Origin of the sequence: Neisseria sp. HMSC068C12 (assembly GCF_001814095.1) — a bacterium.
GTDB lineage: Bacteria > Pseudomonadota > Gammaproteobacteria > Burkholderiales > Neisseriaceae > Neisseria > Neisseria perflava.
Genome location: NZ_KV814829.1, coordinates 59,053 through 74,563 on the forward strand (window position 1 = coordinate 59,053; position 15,511 = coordinate 74,563).

Consider the following 15,511-nt stretch of genomic DNA (forward strand, 5'->3'; position numbering starts at 1 on the left):
TTTTGTGAGCTGAATCCATGTCTGTTGTTCTGCCCTTGCGCGGTGTAACCGCCCTTTCCGATTTCCGTGTTGAAAAACTCTTCCAAAAAGCAGCCGCCCTCGGCCTGCCCGAAGTCAAATTAAGCAGCGAATTTTGGTATTTTGTCGGTAGCGAAAAAGCACTTGATGCCGCGACAGTCGAAAAACTGCAAGCCTTACTGGCAGCGCAAAGCGTTGAACAAACGCCCAAAGCGCGCGAGGGCTTGCATTTATTTTTGGTAACGCCCCGTTTGGGTACGATTTCGCCGTGGGCTTCCAAGGCGACCAATATCGCCGAAAACTGCGGTTTGGAAGGCATTGAGCGTATTGAACGCGGCATGGCCGTATGGTTGGAAGGTGCGCTTACCGACGGGCAAAAACAACAATGGGCAGCCCTATTGCACGACCGCATGACCGAAAGCGTGTTGACCGACATCGATGCAGCGGCGCAACTGTTCCACCACATCCAATCGGAAACCTTCTCCAGCGTAGATGTATTGCGCGGCGGTAAAGAGGCATTGGTCAAAGCCAATACCGAAATGGGTTTGGCACTCTCCGCTGACGAAATCGATTATCTGGTCGAAAACTACCAAGTTTTAAACCGCAATCCGTCCGATGTTGAATTGATGATGTTCGCGCAGGCAAACAGCGAACACTGCCGCCACAAAATCTTCAACGCCGACTTCATCCTCAACGGCGAAAAACAGCCGAAATCCCTTTTCGGCATGATACGCGATACGCACAATGCGCATCCCGAAGGCACAGTCGTTGCCTATAAAGACAATTCGTCCGTGATCGAAGGCGCAAAAGTCGAGCGTTTCTATCCGAATGCGGCGGAAAACCAAGGCTACCGTTTCCACGAAGAAGACACCCATATCATCATGAAGGTGGAAACACACAACCACCCGACCGCCATCGCGCCGTTTGCGGGTGCGGCGACGGGCGCGGGCGGCGAAATCCGCGACGAAGGCGCAACAGGCAAAGGCTCACGTCCGAAAGCAGGCTTGACCGGCTTTACCGTCTCCAACCTGAATATTCCGGGCCTGGAGCAGCCTTGGGAACAAGCCTACGGCAAACCCGGCCATATTGCTTCTCCTTTAGACATCATGATTGAAGGCCCGATCGGCGGCGCGGCATTCAACAACGAATTCGGCCGCCCGAACCTCTTGGGCTACTTCCGCACTTTTGAAGAGAAGTTCGACGGTCAGGTTCGCGGCTATCACAAACCGATTATGATTGCCGGCGGCTTGGGCAGCATTCAGGCGCAGCAAACACACAAAGACGAAATCCCCGAAGGCGCATTGCTGATCCAACTGGGCGGCCCGGGTATGCTTATCGGTTTAGGCGGTGGCGCGGCTTCTTCCATGAATACCGGCACGAACGATGCGTCTTTGGACTTCAACTCCGTCCAACGCGGCAATCCCGAAATCGAACGTCGCGCGCAAGAAGTGATCGACCGCTGCTGGCAGCTCGGCGATAAGAACCCGATTATCTCCATTCACGACGTCGGCGCAGGCGGCTTGTCCAACGCCTTCCCCGAGCTCGTCAACGATGCCGGACGCGGCGCGGTATTCAAGCTGCGTGAAGTACCGCTGGAAGAACATGGCCTCAATCCGTTGCAGATTTGGTGTAACGAATCGCAAGAACGTTATGTGTTATCGATTTTGGAAAAAGATTTGGAGACCTTCCGCGCCATCTGCGAACGCGAACGCTGCCCGTTTGCCGTAATCGGCACGGCGACCGACGACGGCCATTTGAAAGTGCGCGACGACTTGTTCTCCAACAATCCTGTCGATTTGCCGTTGAACGTTTTGCTCGGCAAACCGCCCAAAACCACGCGTACCGACAAAACAGTTACGCCGTCTGAAAAACCGTTTAACGCCGGCGATATTGACATTACCGAAGCCGCCTACCGCGTTTTGCGCCTGCCTACCGTAGCCGCCAAAAACTTCCTGATTACCATCGGCGACCGCAGCGTCGGCGGCATGACCCACCGCGACCAAATGGTCGGCAAATACCAAACCCCCGTAGCCGACTGCGCCGTTACCATGATGGGCTTCAATACCTATCGCGGCGAAGCGATGTCTATGGGCGAAAAACCAACCGTCGCCCTGTTTGACGCGCCTGCTTCGGGCAGAATGTGCGTCGGCGAAGCCATCACCAACATCGCTGCGGTCAATATCGGCGACATCGGCAACATCAAACTCTCCGCCAACTGGATGGCTGCGTGCGGTAACGAAGGCGAAGACGAAAAACTCTACCGCACCGTCGAAGCCGTTTCCAAAGCCTGTCAGGCATTGGATTTGAGCATTCCGGTGGGTAAAGACAGCCTGTCGATGAAAACCGTATGGCAGGATAACGGCGCACAAAAATCCGTGGTTTCGCCTTTAAGCCTGATTATTTCGGCGTTTGCGCCGGTGGAAGACGTACGCAAGACTGTTACGCCTGAATTAAAAAACGTCGAAGACAGCGTATTGCTGCTGGTTGACTTGGGCAACGGCAAAGCGCGCATGGGCGGCTCTGCATTCGGTCAGGTTTACAACAATATGACCGGCGACGCGCCTGATTTAGACGATACAGGCCGTCTGAAAGCGTTTTACAACGTGATTCAACAGCTTGTCGCCGAAGACAAACTCTTGGCGTACCATGACCGCAGCGACGGCGGCTTGTTTGCCGCTTTGGTAGAAATGGCGTTTGCAGGCCGCATCGGCGTCAATGTGGATTTGACCTCGCTGGTTACCAACCAAGCCGATGCCAACGAAGCCAGCATTTGCGCATTATTCAATGAAGAGCTGGGCGCAGTGATTCAAATTGCCAAACAAGATGTAGCGGCCGTAGAAGCCTTGTTTAAAGAAGCTGATTTGGCACTGCATACCGTTGCGACCATCGGTACTGACGAGAAAATCGTTATCCGTAACCAAGCAGGCATCGTATTGGAACAAAACCGCGCCGACCTACAACGCGCATGGCAGGAAACCAGCCACGCCATCCAACGCCTGCGCGACAACCCTGCCTGCGCCGACAGCGAGTTTGCCCTGATTGACGACAACGAACGCAGCGCATTGTTTGCCGACGTGAAGTTTGATGTAAACGAAGATATCGCCGCGCCATTCATCAACAGCGGCGCGAAACCCAAAATCGCCATCCTGCGCGAACAGGGCGTAAACGGGCAAATTGAAATGGCCGCCGCCTTCACCCGCGCCGGTTTCGATGCTTACGACGTGCATATGTCCGACCTGATGGCAGGCCGCGTCCACCTTGCCGACTTCAAAATGCTGGCGGCGTGCGGCGGCTTCAGCTACGGCGATGTACTCGGTGCAGGCGAAGGCTGGGCGAAATCGATTCTGTTCCACCCTGCTCTGCGCGATCAATTTGCCGCCTTCTTTGCCGATCCGAACACGCTGACATTGGGCGTGTGCAACGGCTGTCAAATGGTCAGCAACCTTGCCGAAATTATCCCGGGCGCAGAAACATGGCCGAAGTTCAAACGCAACTTGAGCGAACAGTTTGAAGCGCGCCTGAGTATGGTTCATGTTCCGAAATCCGCGTCGCTGATTCTGAACGAAATGCAAGGCTCCAGCCTGCCTGTCGTGGTCAGCCACGGCGAAGGCCGCGCCGACTTCGCACTTCACGGCGGCAACATTTCTGCCGATTTGGGCATTGCGCTGCAATATGTGGATGGTCAAAACCAAGTGACCCAAACTTATCCGCTCAACCCTAACGGCTCGCCTCAAGGTATTGCCGGTGTGACCAACGCCGACGGCCGCGTTACCATCATGATGCCGCATCCGGAACGCGTGTACCGCGCCGCACAAATGAGCTGGAAACCGGAAGACTGGACGGAATTGTCCGGCTGGTACCGCCTCTTTGCCGGCGCAAGAAAAGCTTTGGGTTAACCAGGCTGATTTGATTCGGCTTTAAAGAAAAGGTCGTCTGAAATAGGCACATCGGACTTCGCTCCAACCTGTTTCAGACGGCCTAGATTTTTTATCCCGAACCTATATACAAAAAAACTTAATTGAATTTATAGAAAGATTTGGAGAAGCTTATGTCTGACAAAGTAATTTTTAAAAACAAGCCGAATGATGATGAATATATTAAATGGATTGAAGAAAACTCAAATGGATTTGTATTAAATATAGATCAAACTAAAGACCCTTCTAAGATTTATAAAGATTATCCCAAAATACATTTTGCTAATTGTGGCCAACTAAATAAAAGGCCGGGGCGCACAACTAAAAAATATTTCAAAGTTTGCTCAAACTCAATCGAAGAACTTGAACGATGGAGCTTGAACACATACAACAAAGAACTAACTCCATGCAGAACCTGTAAGAAAAGAGGATTATTAGTGGCATGGTACGCAGAAATAAAAAATCTTCAGGCGGCTTCTGCCCTGTCCTTAAAATCTGATATAGACGAACTCAAAGAATGTTTAGTATCTGAGACCAATTCAGCAAAACGAACCGAAATTGAGACTTTGATAAAAGCCCGTCAAGGGCAAGGCAGTTTCCGACAAAAACTACTCAAACTGTATCCAAGCTGCCCGCTGACCGGTCTAGATATCGAGCCTTTACTCATTGCCAGCCATATTAAACCTTGGAGCGTGTGCGATGATAACGAGCGTTTATGTCGCTTCAATGGTCTGATGCTCGCACCCAATATCGACAGATTATTCGATAATGGACTGATTACGTTTGATACCGACGGTACGATAAAAATCAGCCCGACAATCGATTCGGAAAATCAAAAGCGGTTGGGAATTTCTCCCGATATGAAATTAAAAATTCGACCGGAAAGCGAAAAATATTTCGAGTATCACCGCAACCATGTCTTCCAAAAAGAAGAATAGATGGGTTGAACAGTCTGTTGATTTAAGGTCGTCTGAAAACGATTTAGCGAACCACTCTATACCTGTTTTCAGACGACCTTTTTGCGTCCTTTTGCATATAAAGACCAAACCGACCATCGTCATTCCCGCGTAGGCGGGAATGACGGTGGCGAAGTGTTTTTTTGGATTCCCATTATCGGCATTCCATTAGCGTGTTCTGCAAGCAGAAGCATCATTCCGTATAATCATAATCCCCCTTAGCTCCCCATCAGCTATAATCGACATATTCAGACGGCCTTTCCCGACATTATGACTCGACAAGCCTTTATCCTCAGCGATTGCGAATTTTCCGAATGCGGAGAAAAGCCTTACGCCCTGTTGACCGCGAATCCGACGAAGGAACACCACTTCATCGCTCAAACCGAGCAGCGGCAACATGCGCATAATCCGCAGGTCAGCCCGCAGAATCAGAATGTTTACAAGCTGCCCTTGTCAATGTTCCATACTGGCGAAAAAGCCCGCGGCAAAGAACAAAACCGCAGCGAAGCGATAAGCGTCAACATCATCGGCAACTTGACAGCGAAAAACCTCTATACGCTGACCTTTGTCGAAGACTCCGCCAACCAATACAATTTGGAAAGCTGGTTCAACCGTCATGAAAGCGGCTACGAAGATGCCTGCAACCATCTGCGCACCCTGCCTGCAGGCCGTCTGAAAACACCTACGGCAAATGCCGACACCGTCAAAGTACCGGATGTCTTGTGGCGGATATTGCGGCTGAAATTCCTCGGTATTCTGCGCAATCCGCACAACCATAAAAACCTGTTTGCCCACCGCCTGCACCAAACACTTCGGGCACGGCTGCCGGAAGTCGGTTTTGAATTTGTCCGCTTGATCAGCAAACGCGACCCCAAGCGCATCGAAGCCATTATGCAGGACTACCGTTTCACTTTTCTCGGCTATGTCGATTGGCTGGGTGGGCTTTACGGCATGTTGAGCGAAGGCGTGGCGCAGCCATCGTTGTTTGAACGGCTGTTTTGCAACATCTTTGCCGCACCCGAAGCCGTGAAAATCGAATTGTTCCGCTATCCGGAAAACATGGGGCTGTGCCTGTTTGGCGACAGCAGTTTCTGCCTGCAAGCCTCGGCCAAGCTATTCAGTGTCGGCGTTAATATTTCACACGATATGTTTGCCGTCGTCCATCTGCAAACCGACCGTTGGCACGCGTTTAAGAATACCTTTCATCACGACGCGCCCAAACTGCAAGGCCAAGTGCGGATTATCGACGGCGATCAAACCCAAAGATTGCTGTTCAACCGACTGTGCATCCAGCAAGCCCATGAAGCCGTATTCGGCCAAAGCCCTAATATCAAAGATTATTTAGAGGCCGTCTGAAACCCCAAACCAGAAGAAAGCATATGAAAATCACGCCAATCCAAGCCCTAAACGACAACTACATCTGGATGATTCAAGAAGGCAACCATGCTGCCTGCGTCGATCCGTCCGATGCCACGCCCGTTTTGAAATTCCTCGTCCACAACCGCCTGATGCTGGCGCAAACATGGATTACCCATCCGCATCCCGACCATACCGGCGGCGCAAAAAGCCTGTTCCACGGCTTTTTAGAATCCCCAATCTATGGCGAAAGTGACATCGACGTAGCGACGCATACCGTCACCGCAGGTACGCAGTTCCCGTTTGGCGAAGGCTTGGTTACCGTTTGGGCAACCCCCGGCCATACCGACCGCCACATCAGCTATCTGCTGGAAAATTCAGACGGCCTGCACGTTTTCTGCGGCGATACCTTGTTCTCCGCTGGTTGCGGCCGCGTATTTACCGGCACAATCGAGCAGCTTTACGACAGCTTCCACCGATTCAACCAGCTGCCCGAAGAAACGCTGTTTTATCCGGCGCACGAATACACCGCCTCCAATCTGCGCTTTGCCCAGCATATCGAGCCGGACAATGCCGACATTCAGACGGCCTTGGCCGCAGCCGAACACACGCCGACACTGCCTGTCAGCCTGGCACACGAACGCAAAGTCAACCCGTTTTTCCGCATACATCTGCCCCAAGTTCAGACACGCGCCGAAGAATTGAGCGGACGAAAATTAAACAGCGAACTCGAAGTCTTCGCTGCCTTGCGTGAATTGAAAAATCAATTTTAATTAGGCTTAACTCCTAAAAAATAAGGCCGTCTGAACAATATCTGTTCAGACGGCCTTTATTATTTAGGGATTATTCCCATTCAATCGTGGCAGGCGGTTTGCCGCTGACATCATAAACTACGCGGTTGATGCCTTTGACTTCGTTGATGATGCGGTTGGACACACGGCCGAGCAGCGAGTATGGTAGCTCAGCCCAGTGCGCAGTCATAAAGTCGCTGGTAATCACGGCACGCAAAGCTACAACGTAATCGTAAGTGCGGCCGTCACCCATCACGCCAACGGATTTCACAGGCAGGAATACGGCAAAGGCTTGGCTGGTCAGGTCATACCAAGATGTGCCGTTTTCATCGGTAGTATTGCGCAATTCTTGAATGAAAATATCGTCTGCCTGACGGAGCAAGTCGGCGTATTCTTTTTTCACTTCGCCCAAAATACGCACACCCAAACCAGGTCCCGGGAACGGATGACGGTACACCATTTCGCGAGGCAGACCCAAAGCGACGCCCAATTCGCGCACTTCGTCTTTGAACAAATCCCGCAAAGGCTCAAGCAGCTTGAGCTTCATGTTTTCGGGCAGTCCACCGACGTTATGGTGCGATTTGATGGCATGGGCTTTTTTGGTTTTTGCACCTGCAGATTCGATTACGTCAGGGTAAATCGTACCTTGCGCCAACCATTTGGCGTTGGTGAGTTTTTTCTCTTCAGCGTCAAAGACTTCGATAAATTCCGCACCGATGATTTTGCGTTTTTTCTCTGGGTCGGTCACGCCGGCAAGTTTCGCCAAAAACTGCTCTTCGGCATCAACGTGAATCACGCGTACGCCCAAGTTGCGGGCAAACATATCCATCACCATTTTGCCTTCGTTCAAACGCAACAGACCGTGGTCAACAAACACGCAGGTCAGTTGGTCGCCGATGGCGCGGTGAATCAGCGCGGCGGCTACGGAAGAGTCCACGCCGCCGGACAGACCTAAAATCACTTCATCGCTGCCGACTTGTTCGCGGATTTTGGCGACGGCTTCTTCGATGTAGTTCGGCATGGTCCAGCTTGGTTGTGCGCCGCAAATATCCAAGACAAAGCGGTTCAACAACGCGCGGCCTTGTTTGGTGTGGGTCACTTCAGGATGAAATTGGATGCCGTAGAATTGTTTCTCAGCATTTTCCATCATGGCAATTGGGCAAGACGGGGTATCGCCGATGACAGAGAAGCCGGTAGGCAGTTTGGAAACTTTATCGCCATGGCTCATCCATACGTCGAGCGTATTAGGCGCATCGTCTTGAATGCCGCGTGTCAGCTCGCTGTCGATGGTTTTCACTTGCGCATAACCGAATTCACGTTGGTTGCCCGGGCTAACTTCGCCACCCAAGTGGTGCGCCATAAACTGCATACCGTAGCAGATGCCCAAAACCGGAATGCCCAAATCAAAAATACCGGTATCGGCTTGATAATCGGATTCGTATACAGAATTAGGGCCGCCGGAGAGGATGATGCCTTTCGGATTGAAGGCTTTGATTTCTTCCAAAGGCATATCGAAAGAATGCAGTTCGCAGTAAACGTGGGCTTCGCGCACGCGGCGGGCGATCAGCTGGGTAACTTGCGAGCCGAAGTCGAGAATAAGGATTTTATCTTGAGTCATGGCGGAAACTTTGCAAAATGTAAGAAAACGGTGCGGCCGGGAGGGTAAATTTCAAATTTAAACCACAATAAAAAAGGCCGTCTGAAACGGCGGATTATACCATTGTTCAGACGGCCTTTATAGGGCAAAACCCAAATCTCTCATCTTTCTATTTTGTGTGTTTCTCAGGAATCATATCGCTGCGCGAGAGCAACAGCAGGCAACCCAACACGACCATGCCGATGGCCAGCAACGGCGAGAGGTAAATCCAGTAGCTCATGTGCAGATAAATGGCTGTACCGATATAAACCAGCATCGGGCCGGAAACAATGGACTGTTTGTTGATGCCGTCCATAATCAACACGGCAAAGCCCAAAATAATTAATGCGCCGGCAATCATTGTCGATGTCGCAGGCAAAATATCCGTAGCGCGTAAAAACCAAATCGCACCAAAGATAATCAAAAACAAAGGCAGAAAAAGTGAGGGGCGGGACATAACAACGCTCCGTAAAGGTTTCAGACGGCCTGTATTATTGGGTGCGTCGGCCATGCAGGCAAGATATAAAAATGCAATCTTGTGTGTAATTATGCAAAGGTTGTCTCAACCAAAAGGCCGTCTGAACAGCGGCAAATCGAAATCGAATATTTCAATTTTTCCTGTTACAGACGGCCTTTTAAAGAATCAGGCTTTGCCGGTACTGCCGAATCCGCCTTCACCGCGCTCGCTGGCGGCAAACTCGTCCACAACCTTAAACGCGGCTTGGACAACCGGCACAATCACCATTTGCGCGATTCGTTCCATCGGCTCGATGGTAAACGCTTCTTTACCACGGTTCCACAGAGAAACCTTCAATTCGCCTTGATAATCCGAGTCAATCAAACCGACCAAGTTACCCAAAACAATACCGTGTTTATGGCCCAAACCGGAACGCGGCAACAAAACGGCTGCGTAAACAGGGTTGGCCAAATGCACCGCCAAACCGGTCGGAACAAGATATACATCGCCCGGCTGTAACACAACGGCTTCATCCAGGCAGGCACGCAAGTCCAAACCGGCAGAACCGGGCGTTGCATAAGCAGGCAGGGAATCGGCCATTTTCGGATTTAAGATTTTCAGTTCGACTTCGGTTTGCATGACAGGACTCCGTATTGTTCTATATTGGAAAGGGCTACGATTATACACAAATGCCCTTGAGGCCGCCTGAAAAAACGGAGTATGATTCAGTCAGACCTAAGGAGAAAAATCATGGATCTGCACAATATCCGCGAAGATTACAGCAAACGCGAGCTGTCGGAAGCCGAATGCCACGCCGACCCGATTGTCCAATTCGAGCAATGGCTGAACGAAGCGATTCACGCCGAAGTCAACGAACCGACCGCGGTCAACGTTGCCGCCGTGGGCGAAGACGGCAGGCCCAACAGCCGCATGGTACTGCTGAAAGAAGTCAACCCCAAAGGCTTTGTTTTCTTTACCAATTACCACAGCCGCAAAGGCCGCTCCTATACGGCACACCCTTTTGCCGCCATGACTTTTTTCTGGCCGGAACTCGAACGCCAAGTGCGCGTTGAAGGACGCATTGAAAAACTCGACGCCGCCGCTTCGGACGAATATTTTGAAAGCCGCCCGTATACCAGCCGTATCGGCGCATGGGCAAGCGATCAAAGCGAAGTGATTTCCAGCAAAGCTGTTTTGGTGGCCAAAGCCGCAGCTGTCGGCGTCAAACATCCCTTACATGTCCCCCGCCCGCCGCATTGGGGCGGATACCTCGTCATCCCCGACCGCATCGAATTCTGGCAAGGTCGCCCCAGCCGCCTGCACGACCGCATCCAATACCGCCTGGTTGACGGCAACTGGATACGCGAACGCCTTTCACCATAATTTTCGGATTTTCAAACAAAAATTTACTGGTTGAGTTACAATACAACCTTTCATCAGCAGGCCGTCTGAATTTGATTTTCAGACGGCCTTTTCCCCCAATCCAACCCCTGCCGCAACCGCCGCAGAAGAACCGCTTTTTCAAGCGAGTTAGGAAAAATCATGTCCAAACAGCCTTCCAGCAAACGCCAATGGCGCGACGGCGTATCCTCTACCGCCAAAAAACCTTCCAAACCGGCCAAATCCTTTGCCAATAAGAAACGTCCCGACGACGATCGAAAAACATCAGGCAAACCTTACAACCAAAAAGTTTCAGACGGCCCCAAAGCTCAAAATACCGCGCCTAAACAACGTGCCGCCAAAGCCAAAAAACTGGTTGTCCGCAACCCAAACCAAAAAATCATGGAGCATGCCCGCGATTTGAAAGAACGCCGCAGCGACCTTTCCCGCTTCGAACCCGAGCGCCTGCAAAAAGTCCTGGCTGCTTCCGGCGTCGGCTCACGCCGCGAAATGGAAGAATGGATCAGCAACGGCTGGGTAACGGTCAACGGCCGTGTAGCCCAACTGGGTGAAAAAGTTACGCCCGACGATCATGTTACCGTCAAAGGCAGCATCATCAAACTCAAATGGGCAGACCGCCTGCCACGCATCATCCTCTACTACAAACAAGAAGGCGAAATCGTTTCCCGCGACGACCCGCAAGGCCGCGTCAGCATTTTCGACCGCCTGCCGCAAGCAGCCAGCAGCCGCTGGGTGGCCATCGGCCGTTTGGACATCAATACCAGCGGCCTCTTGATTCTGACCACTTCAGGCGAACTCGTTCAACGCTTTGCCCACCCCAGCTTTGAAGTCGAACGCGAATACGCCGTGCGCGTATTGGGCGAGTTGACCACCGAACAAATGTGCGTCCTGACCGAAGAAGGTGTGATGCTAGAAGACGGTCTAGCAAAAGTAGAACGCATCTACGAACAAGGCGGAGAAGGCGCAAACAAATGGTACAACGTCGTCATCAAAGAAGGCCGCAACCGCGAAGTACGCCGTATTTTTGAAAGCCAAGGCCTGACCGTCAGCCGCCTCGTCCGCGTAGGCTTCGGCCCCATCGGCCTGCCAAACCGCCTCAAACGCGGCCAATTCTACGAACTCAATCCTGCAGAAGTCGCCAACATCATCAAATGGGCAGATATGCTGTTGCCGGGCGAACGTCGCCGGAAGAAAAGTTAATGTAAGATAAATCGGGGCTGAGGCCTTTACAAAATCGTCTCAGCCCGACAAAATCTTGCACAAGTCATAAACATAGTGGGTTAAGTTTAAACCAGTACCGCATTGCTCCGCCTTGTCCTGATTTAAACTTAACCCACTATTCACACATTAAAATTCAAAAAAAGTGACTCAGCACCAGCGTTAACTCTGCCAATACACTGCCATCAACACTTTTAATAATCAGCATGTGATATTTCCCAGGAGCTTAAATCATGCCCCGTTTCTTCCTGAAAACCGTTTCCATACTCACTTTGGCAGCTTTGACTGCATGTTCTGACTCAAAAGAATACTCGAACCCCTCTTTTGGTCCCTCTCTAGGATTCAAGGAAAGCCAAATTGTTGCCATACAGAAGGTTAAAACACCTACTGTCAATGTTCGAAACACTGAACGCTACCAAGACCAACCCGACCAACCGGTCAAATCCGTTGCTCAAGAACCTGTTTCCACATTTAGCATCGATGTCGATACCGGCAGCTACGCCAACGTCCGCCGATTTCTGAACAGCGGCAAACAGCCGCCTAAAGATGCTGTACGGATTGAGGAAATCGTCAATTACTTCCCTTATAACTATCCGCTGCCTACTGACGGCCGTCCATTTGCCGTTCATACTGAAACCATTGATTCTCCATGGCAACCGGAAGCCAAGCTGATCAAAATCGGTATCCAAGCACAAGACACGGCAAAGAAAGACCTGCCGCCTGCCAACCTCGTTTTCCTTGTGGACGTATCCGGTAGTATGAATGCAGAAAACAAACTTCCGCTGGTTCAAGAAACCCTGCGCATCCTAACCCGACAACTGCGCCCGCAAGACAAAGTGACCTTGATTACCTATGCGTCAGGTGAAGATCTGGTACTCCCGCCCACATCAGGTGCAAATAAAGAAACCATCCTGAACGCCATCGACAAGCTGCGAGCAGGCGGCGCAACAGACGGCGAATCCGCACTGCAAATGGCTTATGAGCAAGCGCAAAAAGCCTTCGTACCCAACGGCATCAACCGTATCCTTTTGGCGACCGATGGCGACTTTAATGTTGGTGTATCTGATACCGAGACGCTCAAATCCATGGTTGCCGAAAAACGTAAAACCGGCGTTTCACTCAGCACGCTAGGCTTCGGTACGGACAATTACAACGAAGACATGATGGAACAAATTGCCGATGCAGGCGACGGCAATTACAGCTATATCGACAACGAAAAAGAAGCGAAAAAAGTTCTGCAGCAGCAACTGACTTCCACGCTTGCCACCGTTGCGCAAGATGTCAAAATCCAAGTCGAATTCAATCCTGCCACTGTCAAAGAATACCGCTTGGTCGGCTACACCAACCGCACTCTACGCAATGAAGACTTCAACAATGACAAAGTAGATGCGGGCGATATAGGCTCAGGCCACAGCGTGACCGCCATCTATGAAATCATTCCGGCAGGCAAAAACGGCTGGCTGAACAAATCACGCTATCAAAAAGCCCCTGCCGCTAAAGGCAGTAAAAACGAATACGCCTTTGTCAAAGTCCGCTATAAGCTGCCTGGGGAAAAAGACAGCAAGCTGATGGAACAAGCAATCCCCGTTGGCAGCAAACCGCTGGAGCAAGCCAATAAAGACACCCTGCTCGCTCTTGCCGCAGCCTCTTACGCGCAAGCCCTGCGCGGCGGCGAATACAACGGCAAACTGGGCTGGAGCGACATCGAAAAAATGGCGCAGCAAGTCCAAGGCAATGATCCATTTGAACTGAAATCGGAGTTTCTCCAATTGGTACGCATTGCCGCCGGTAGCGAAAAGAAATCAGGTCCTTTGGTTAAAGAATAAAACCTGAAAAAGGCCGTCTGAAGAACATTCAGACGGCCTTTTAATTAAACTTTTTATTTTTCCGATTTCAACACCCGTTGACGGCGGGTTTCGCTCAATACCATGCCCGCGCTGACGGAAACGTTCATACTTTCTACAGTGCCAAACATCGGAATCGATACCAGCATATCGCAATGCTCGCGCGTCAGGCGGCGCATACCTTCGCCTTCGTTGCCCATTACCCAGGCCACGCTGTCGGGCAAGTCGCAGTGGTAAAGGTCGGAGTCGCCGCCCATGTCTGTGCCGACAATCCAAATGCCGTACTCTTTCAATTCACGCAAAGTACGGGCAAGATTGGTTACGGTAATATACGGCACGGTTTCCGCCGCGCCACAGGCAACTTTGCTGACGGTCGCATTCAGGCCGGCACTTTTGTCTTTGGGCGCAATCACGGCATGTACACCCATCGCATCGGCAGTACGCAGGCACGCGCCGAGGTTGTGCGGGTCGGTGATGCCGTCCAATATCAGCAAAAACGGTGGTTCGCTCAGGTTTTCCAACACATCTTCCAAATGAACATGGTTTTTGGAAGCATCGATAAACCCGACCACGCCCTGATGACGCGCCCCTTTGCTGATGGCATTCAGGCGGTCGGCATCGGCAAAATGCACGCGTACGTTTTCAGAGGCCGCTTTATCCAATACATCGCGGGTGCGTGCATCGGATTTGCCCTCTTGGATATAGAGTTCGGTAATCGATTTCGGGTTTTGCCACAAACGGGCATTGACGGCGTGAAAGCCATAGATGAGTCGTTGGTTTGCCATGTTTTTGCTTTATCAAAAAATTCAGACGGCCATTATAACAAGTAAGGCCGTCTGAAAATTTTTTATTTCATCAAATAACCGAGTATGCCCGAAGTACCGACCCCGATTAATACCGTCACCAACATCGAAAACCGGCTGGCTGCCAATACCGTCAAAGCAATGGCAATCAGCTCATGCGGTTTATCCGACACAAAATAAGGCGCAATCACGGAAATCAACACGCAGCCCGACGCAGCCTCCATAACTACTTGCGCACGACGGCTCAATGTACGGTTGCGCAATGCAAAAAAGCCGATTAATCGGGTTGAATAGGTAACAGCCAACATGCTTAAAAACAGCAGAAACGATTGCAGCGACAACAAATCCTTCATTTTTGCTCTCCCCACAAATACGCCGCCAACAAGCCCGACAACGTTCCGGCTGGAACATACCATGCGCCATCCACGGTCAAATAGGTTGCGCACGCCACAATCAGGCTGACAAACCAAGGGCGCGAAGCCGCAAAGCTCTTCCACATCCCGCGCAGCAACACCAAAAACACCGCAGGAAACGCCATGCCGAAGCCCCAAGCCGCCACATCGCCGAACATCGGGCCGACTGCCGCGCCAAACGCCGCAAAACCAATCCACGTTACATACAAAATAAAACACACGCCGGCATAAAACGGCATATTGAATGCAGGCAAACCTGCCGCCTTACGCTTTTGAATTTCAGCAAATGCCATTGCCCAGCTTTCATCACACATAAAAAACAGCGCGGGCATCGCCTTTTTCAGCGGCATATCCCTCATATACGGCGCAATCGCCGCACCCATCAGGATATGGCGCGAATTAATCATAAACGTAACTGTTGCAATCAGCATAATTGGCAAAGGATTTGCCCACAAATTGACTGCGGCAAATTCCGAACCTCCGGCAAAGTTCATGCCCGTCATCAACAGCATTTCCAGCCAGCTCATGCCCTTTTGCCCGCCCTGCATGCCCAAAATCAGCGCCCACGGCAACAAGCCGATCAGCATGGGGGAACATTCTTTGATACCGCGCAGAAATTCCGATTGAGGAGAAGCAGTGTGATTCATTTTGATTGAAACGGTTTATTAAAAAGAAGCGACGTATTATAAAGCAGGCCGTCTGAA

Annotated in this window: 13 protein-coding genes; 7 read left to right on the forward strand and 6 right to left on the reverse strand. The window is 51.2% G+C overall.

Annotated features, from left to right (window positions below; all coding sequences use genetic code 11):
- Positions 1 to 17: 17 nt before the first annotated feature.
- The 4 genes from purL to gloB all read left to right on the forward strand — a co-directional run bounded on the left by purL (position 18) and on the right by gloB (position 7,017).
- On the forward strand, positions 18 to 3,914 hold the full coding sequence (purL, locus tag HMPREF2952_RS09890; RefSeq protein WP_070695621.1) for a phosphoribosylformylglycinamidine synthase: 3,897 nt from the start codon (positions 18 to 20) through the stop codon (positions 3,912 to 3,914).
- Positions 3,915 to 4,066: 152 nt separating this feature from the next.
- The gene (locus tag HMPREF2952_RS09895) at positions 4,067 to 4,870 is read left to right on the forward strand and encodes an HNH endonuclease (protein WP_070695622.1); all 804 of its coding nucleotides are present in this window, start codon (positions 4,067 to 4,069) and stop codon (positions 4,868 to 4,870) included.
- A gap of 288 nt (positions 4,871 to 5,158) precedes the next feature.
- Complete coding sequence (locus tag HMPREF2952_RS09900; protein ID WP_070695623.1) at positions 5,159 to 6,244, forward strand: hypothetical protein; 1,086 nt, start codon at positions 5,159 to 5,161, stop codon at positions 6,242 to 6,244.
- A 23-nt stretch (positions 6,245 to 6,267) separates the two neighbouring features.
- Complete coding sequence (gloB, locus tag HMPREF2952_RS09905; RefSeq protein WP_070695624.1) at positions 6,268 to 7,017, forward strand: hydroxyacylglutathione hydrolase; 750 nt, start codon at positions 6,268 to 6,270, stop codon at positions 7,015 to 7,017.
- Between the two features lie 70 nt (positions 7,018 to 7,087).
- Here the strand turns inward: gloB and guaA are convergent, their stop codons facing one another.
- From guaA to dut, 3 genes are all read right to left on the reverse strand, one after another.
- Entirely contained in the window at positions 7,088 to 8,653 is a 1,566-nt protein-coding gene (gene guaA / locus HMPREF2952_RS09910; RefSeq protein WP_003686344.1) for a glutamine-hydrolyzing GMP synthase, read from the reverse strand.
- 148 nt (positions 8,654 to 8,801) lie between these two features.
- Positions 8,802 to 9,128, reverse strand: coding sequence for a hypothetical protein (locus HMPREF2952_RS09915; protein WP_039862324.1), 327 nt, complete (start codon positions 9,126 to 9,128; stop codon positions 8,802 to 8,804).
- A gap of 186 nt (positions 9,129 to 9,314) precedes the next feature.
- Complete coding sequence (gene dut, locus HMPREF2952_RS09920; protein WP_070695625.1) at positions 9,315 to 9,767, reverse strand: dUTP diphosphatase; 453 nt, start codon at positions 9,765 to 9,767, stop codon at positions 9,315 to 9,317.
- A gap of 111 nt (positions 9,768 to 9,878) precedes the next feature.
- On the opposite strand from dut, the gene pdxH reads away from it, so the two are divergent.
- The 3 genes from pdxH to HMPREF2952_RS09935 all read left to right on the forward strand — a co-directional run bounded on the left by pdxH (position 9,879) and on the right by HMPREF2952_RS09935 (position 13,573).
- Positions 9,879 to 10,511 (forward strand): pyridoxamine 5'-phosphate oxidase, encoded by a 633-nt coding sequence (gene pdxH / locus HMPREF2952_RS09925; RefSeq protein ID WP_070695626.1) that lies wholly within the window; start codon positions 9,879 to 9,881, stop codon positions 10,509 to 10,511.
- A 159-nt stretch (positions 10,512 to 10,670) separates the two neighbouring features.
- Complete coding sequence (locus HMPREF2952_RS09930; protein WP_070695627.1) at positions 10,671 to 11,729, forward strand: pseudouridine synthase; 1,059 nt, start codon at positions 10,671 to 10,673, stop codon at positions 11,727 to 11,729.
- Between the two features lie 251 nt (positions 11,730 to 11,980).
- On the forward strand, positions 11,981 to 13,573 hold the full coding sequence (locus tag HMPREF2952_RS09935) for a vWA domain-containing protein (RefSeq protein WP_070695628.1): 1,593 nt from the start codon (positions 11,981 to 11,983) through the stop codon (positions 13,571 to 13,573).
- Positions 13,574 to 13,626: 53 nt separating this feature from the next.
- On the opposite strand, the gene rlmB is transcribed toward HMPREF2952_RS09935, so the two are convergent.
- From rlmB to HMPREF2952_RS09950, 3 genes are all read right to left on the reverse strand, one after another.
- Entirely contained in the window at positions 13,627 to 14,376 is a 750-nt protein-coding gene (gene rlmB, locus HMPREF2952_RS09940; RefSeq protein WP_070695629.1) for a 23S rRNA (guanosine(2251)-2'-O)-methyltransferase RlmB, read from the reverse strand.
- Between the two features lie 62 nt (positions 14,377 to 14,438).
- Complete coding sequence (locus tag HMPREF2952_RS09945) at positions 14,439 to 14,747, reverse strand: AzlD family protein (RefSeq protein WP_070695630.1); 309 nt, start codon at positions 14,745 to 14,747, stop codon at positions 14,439 to 14,441.
- Positions 14,744 to 15,454 carry an AzlC family ABC transporter permease gene (locus HMPREF2952_RS09950; protein ID WP_070695631.1) on the reverse strand — a complete coding sequence of 237 codons (711 nt, stop codon included), beginning with the start codon at positions 15,452 to 15,454 and terminating at the stop codon, positions 14,744 to 14,746. Before HMPREF2952_RS09950 ends, HMPREF2952_RS09945 begins: the two co-directional genes overlap by 4 nt.
- Positions 15,455 to 15,511 lie beyond the last annotated feature (57 nt).

What these genes read in the sequence shown, in the direction of transcription:
- guaA (WP_003686344.1), bottom strand. Translation starts at nt 8,653, where the DNA reads ATGACTCAAGATAAAATCCTTATTCTCGACTTCGGCTCGCAAGTTACC.
- HMPREF2952_RS09915 (WP_039862324.1), bottom strand. Translation starts at nt 9,128, where the DNA reads ATGTCCCGCCCCTCACTTTTTCTGCCTTTGTTTTTGATTATCTTTGGT.
- HMPREF2952_RS09935 (WP_070695628.1), top strand. Translation starts at nt 11,981, where the DNA reads ATGCCCCGTTTCTTCCTGAAAACCGTTTCCATACTCACTTTGGCAGCT.
- dut (WP_070695625.1), bottom strand. Translation starts at nt 9,767, where the DNA reads ATGCAAACCGAAGTCGAACTGAAAATCTTAAATCCGAAAATGGCCGAT.
- gloB (WP_070695624.1), top strand. Translation starts at nt 6,268, where the DNA reads ATGAAAATCACGCCAATCCAAGCCCTAAACGACAACTACATCTGGATG.
- purL (WP_070695621.1), top strand. Translation starts at nt 18, where the DNA reads ATGTCTGTTGTTCTGCCCTTGCGCGGTGTAACCGCCCTTTCCGATTTC.
- rlmB (WP_070695629.1), bottom strand. Translation starts at nt 14,376, where the DNA reads ATGGCAAACCAACGACTCATCTATGGCTTTCACGCCGTCAATGCCCGT.
- HMPREF2952_RS09930 (WP_070695627.1), top strand. Translation starts at nt 10,671, where the DNA reads ATGTCCAAACAGCCTTCCAGCAAACGCCAATGGCGCGACGGCGTATCC.
- HMPREF2952_RS09945 (WP_070695630.1), bottom strand. Translation starts at nt 14,747, where the DNA reads ATGAAGGATTTGTTGTCGCTGCAATCGTTTCTGCTGTTTTTAAGCATG.
- HMPREF2952_RS09895 (WP_070695622.1), top strand. Translation starts at nt 4,067, where the DNA reads ATGTCTGACAAAGTAATTTTTAAAAACAAGCCGAATGATGATGAATAT.
- pdxH (WP_070695626.1), top strand. Translation starts at nt 9,879, where the DNA reads ATGGATCTGCACAATATCCGCGAAGATTACAGCAAACGCGAGCTGTCG.
- HMPREF2952_RS09950 (WP_070695631.1), bottom strand. Translation starts at nt 15,454, where the DNA reads ATGAATCACACTGCTTCTCCTCAATCGGAATTTCTGCGCGGTATCAAA.
- HMPREF2952_RS09900 (WP_070695623.1), top strand. Translation starts at nt 5,159, where the DNA reads ATGACTCGACAAGCCTTTATCCTCAGCGATTGCGAATTTTCCGAATGC.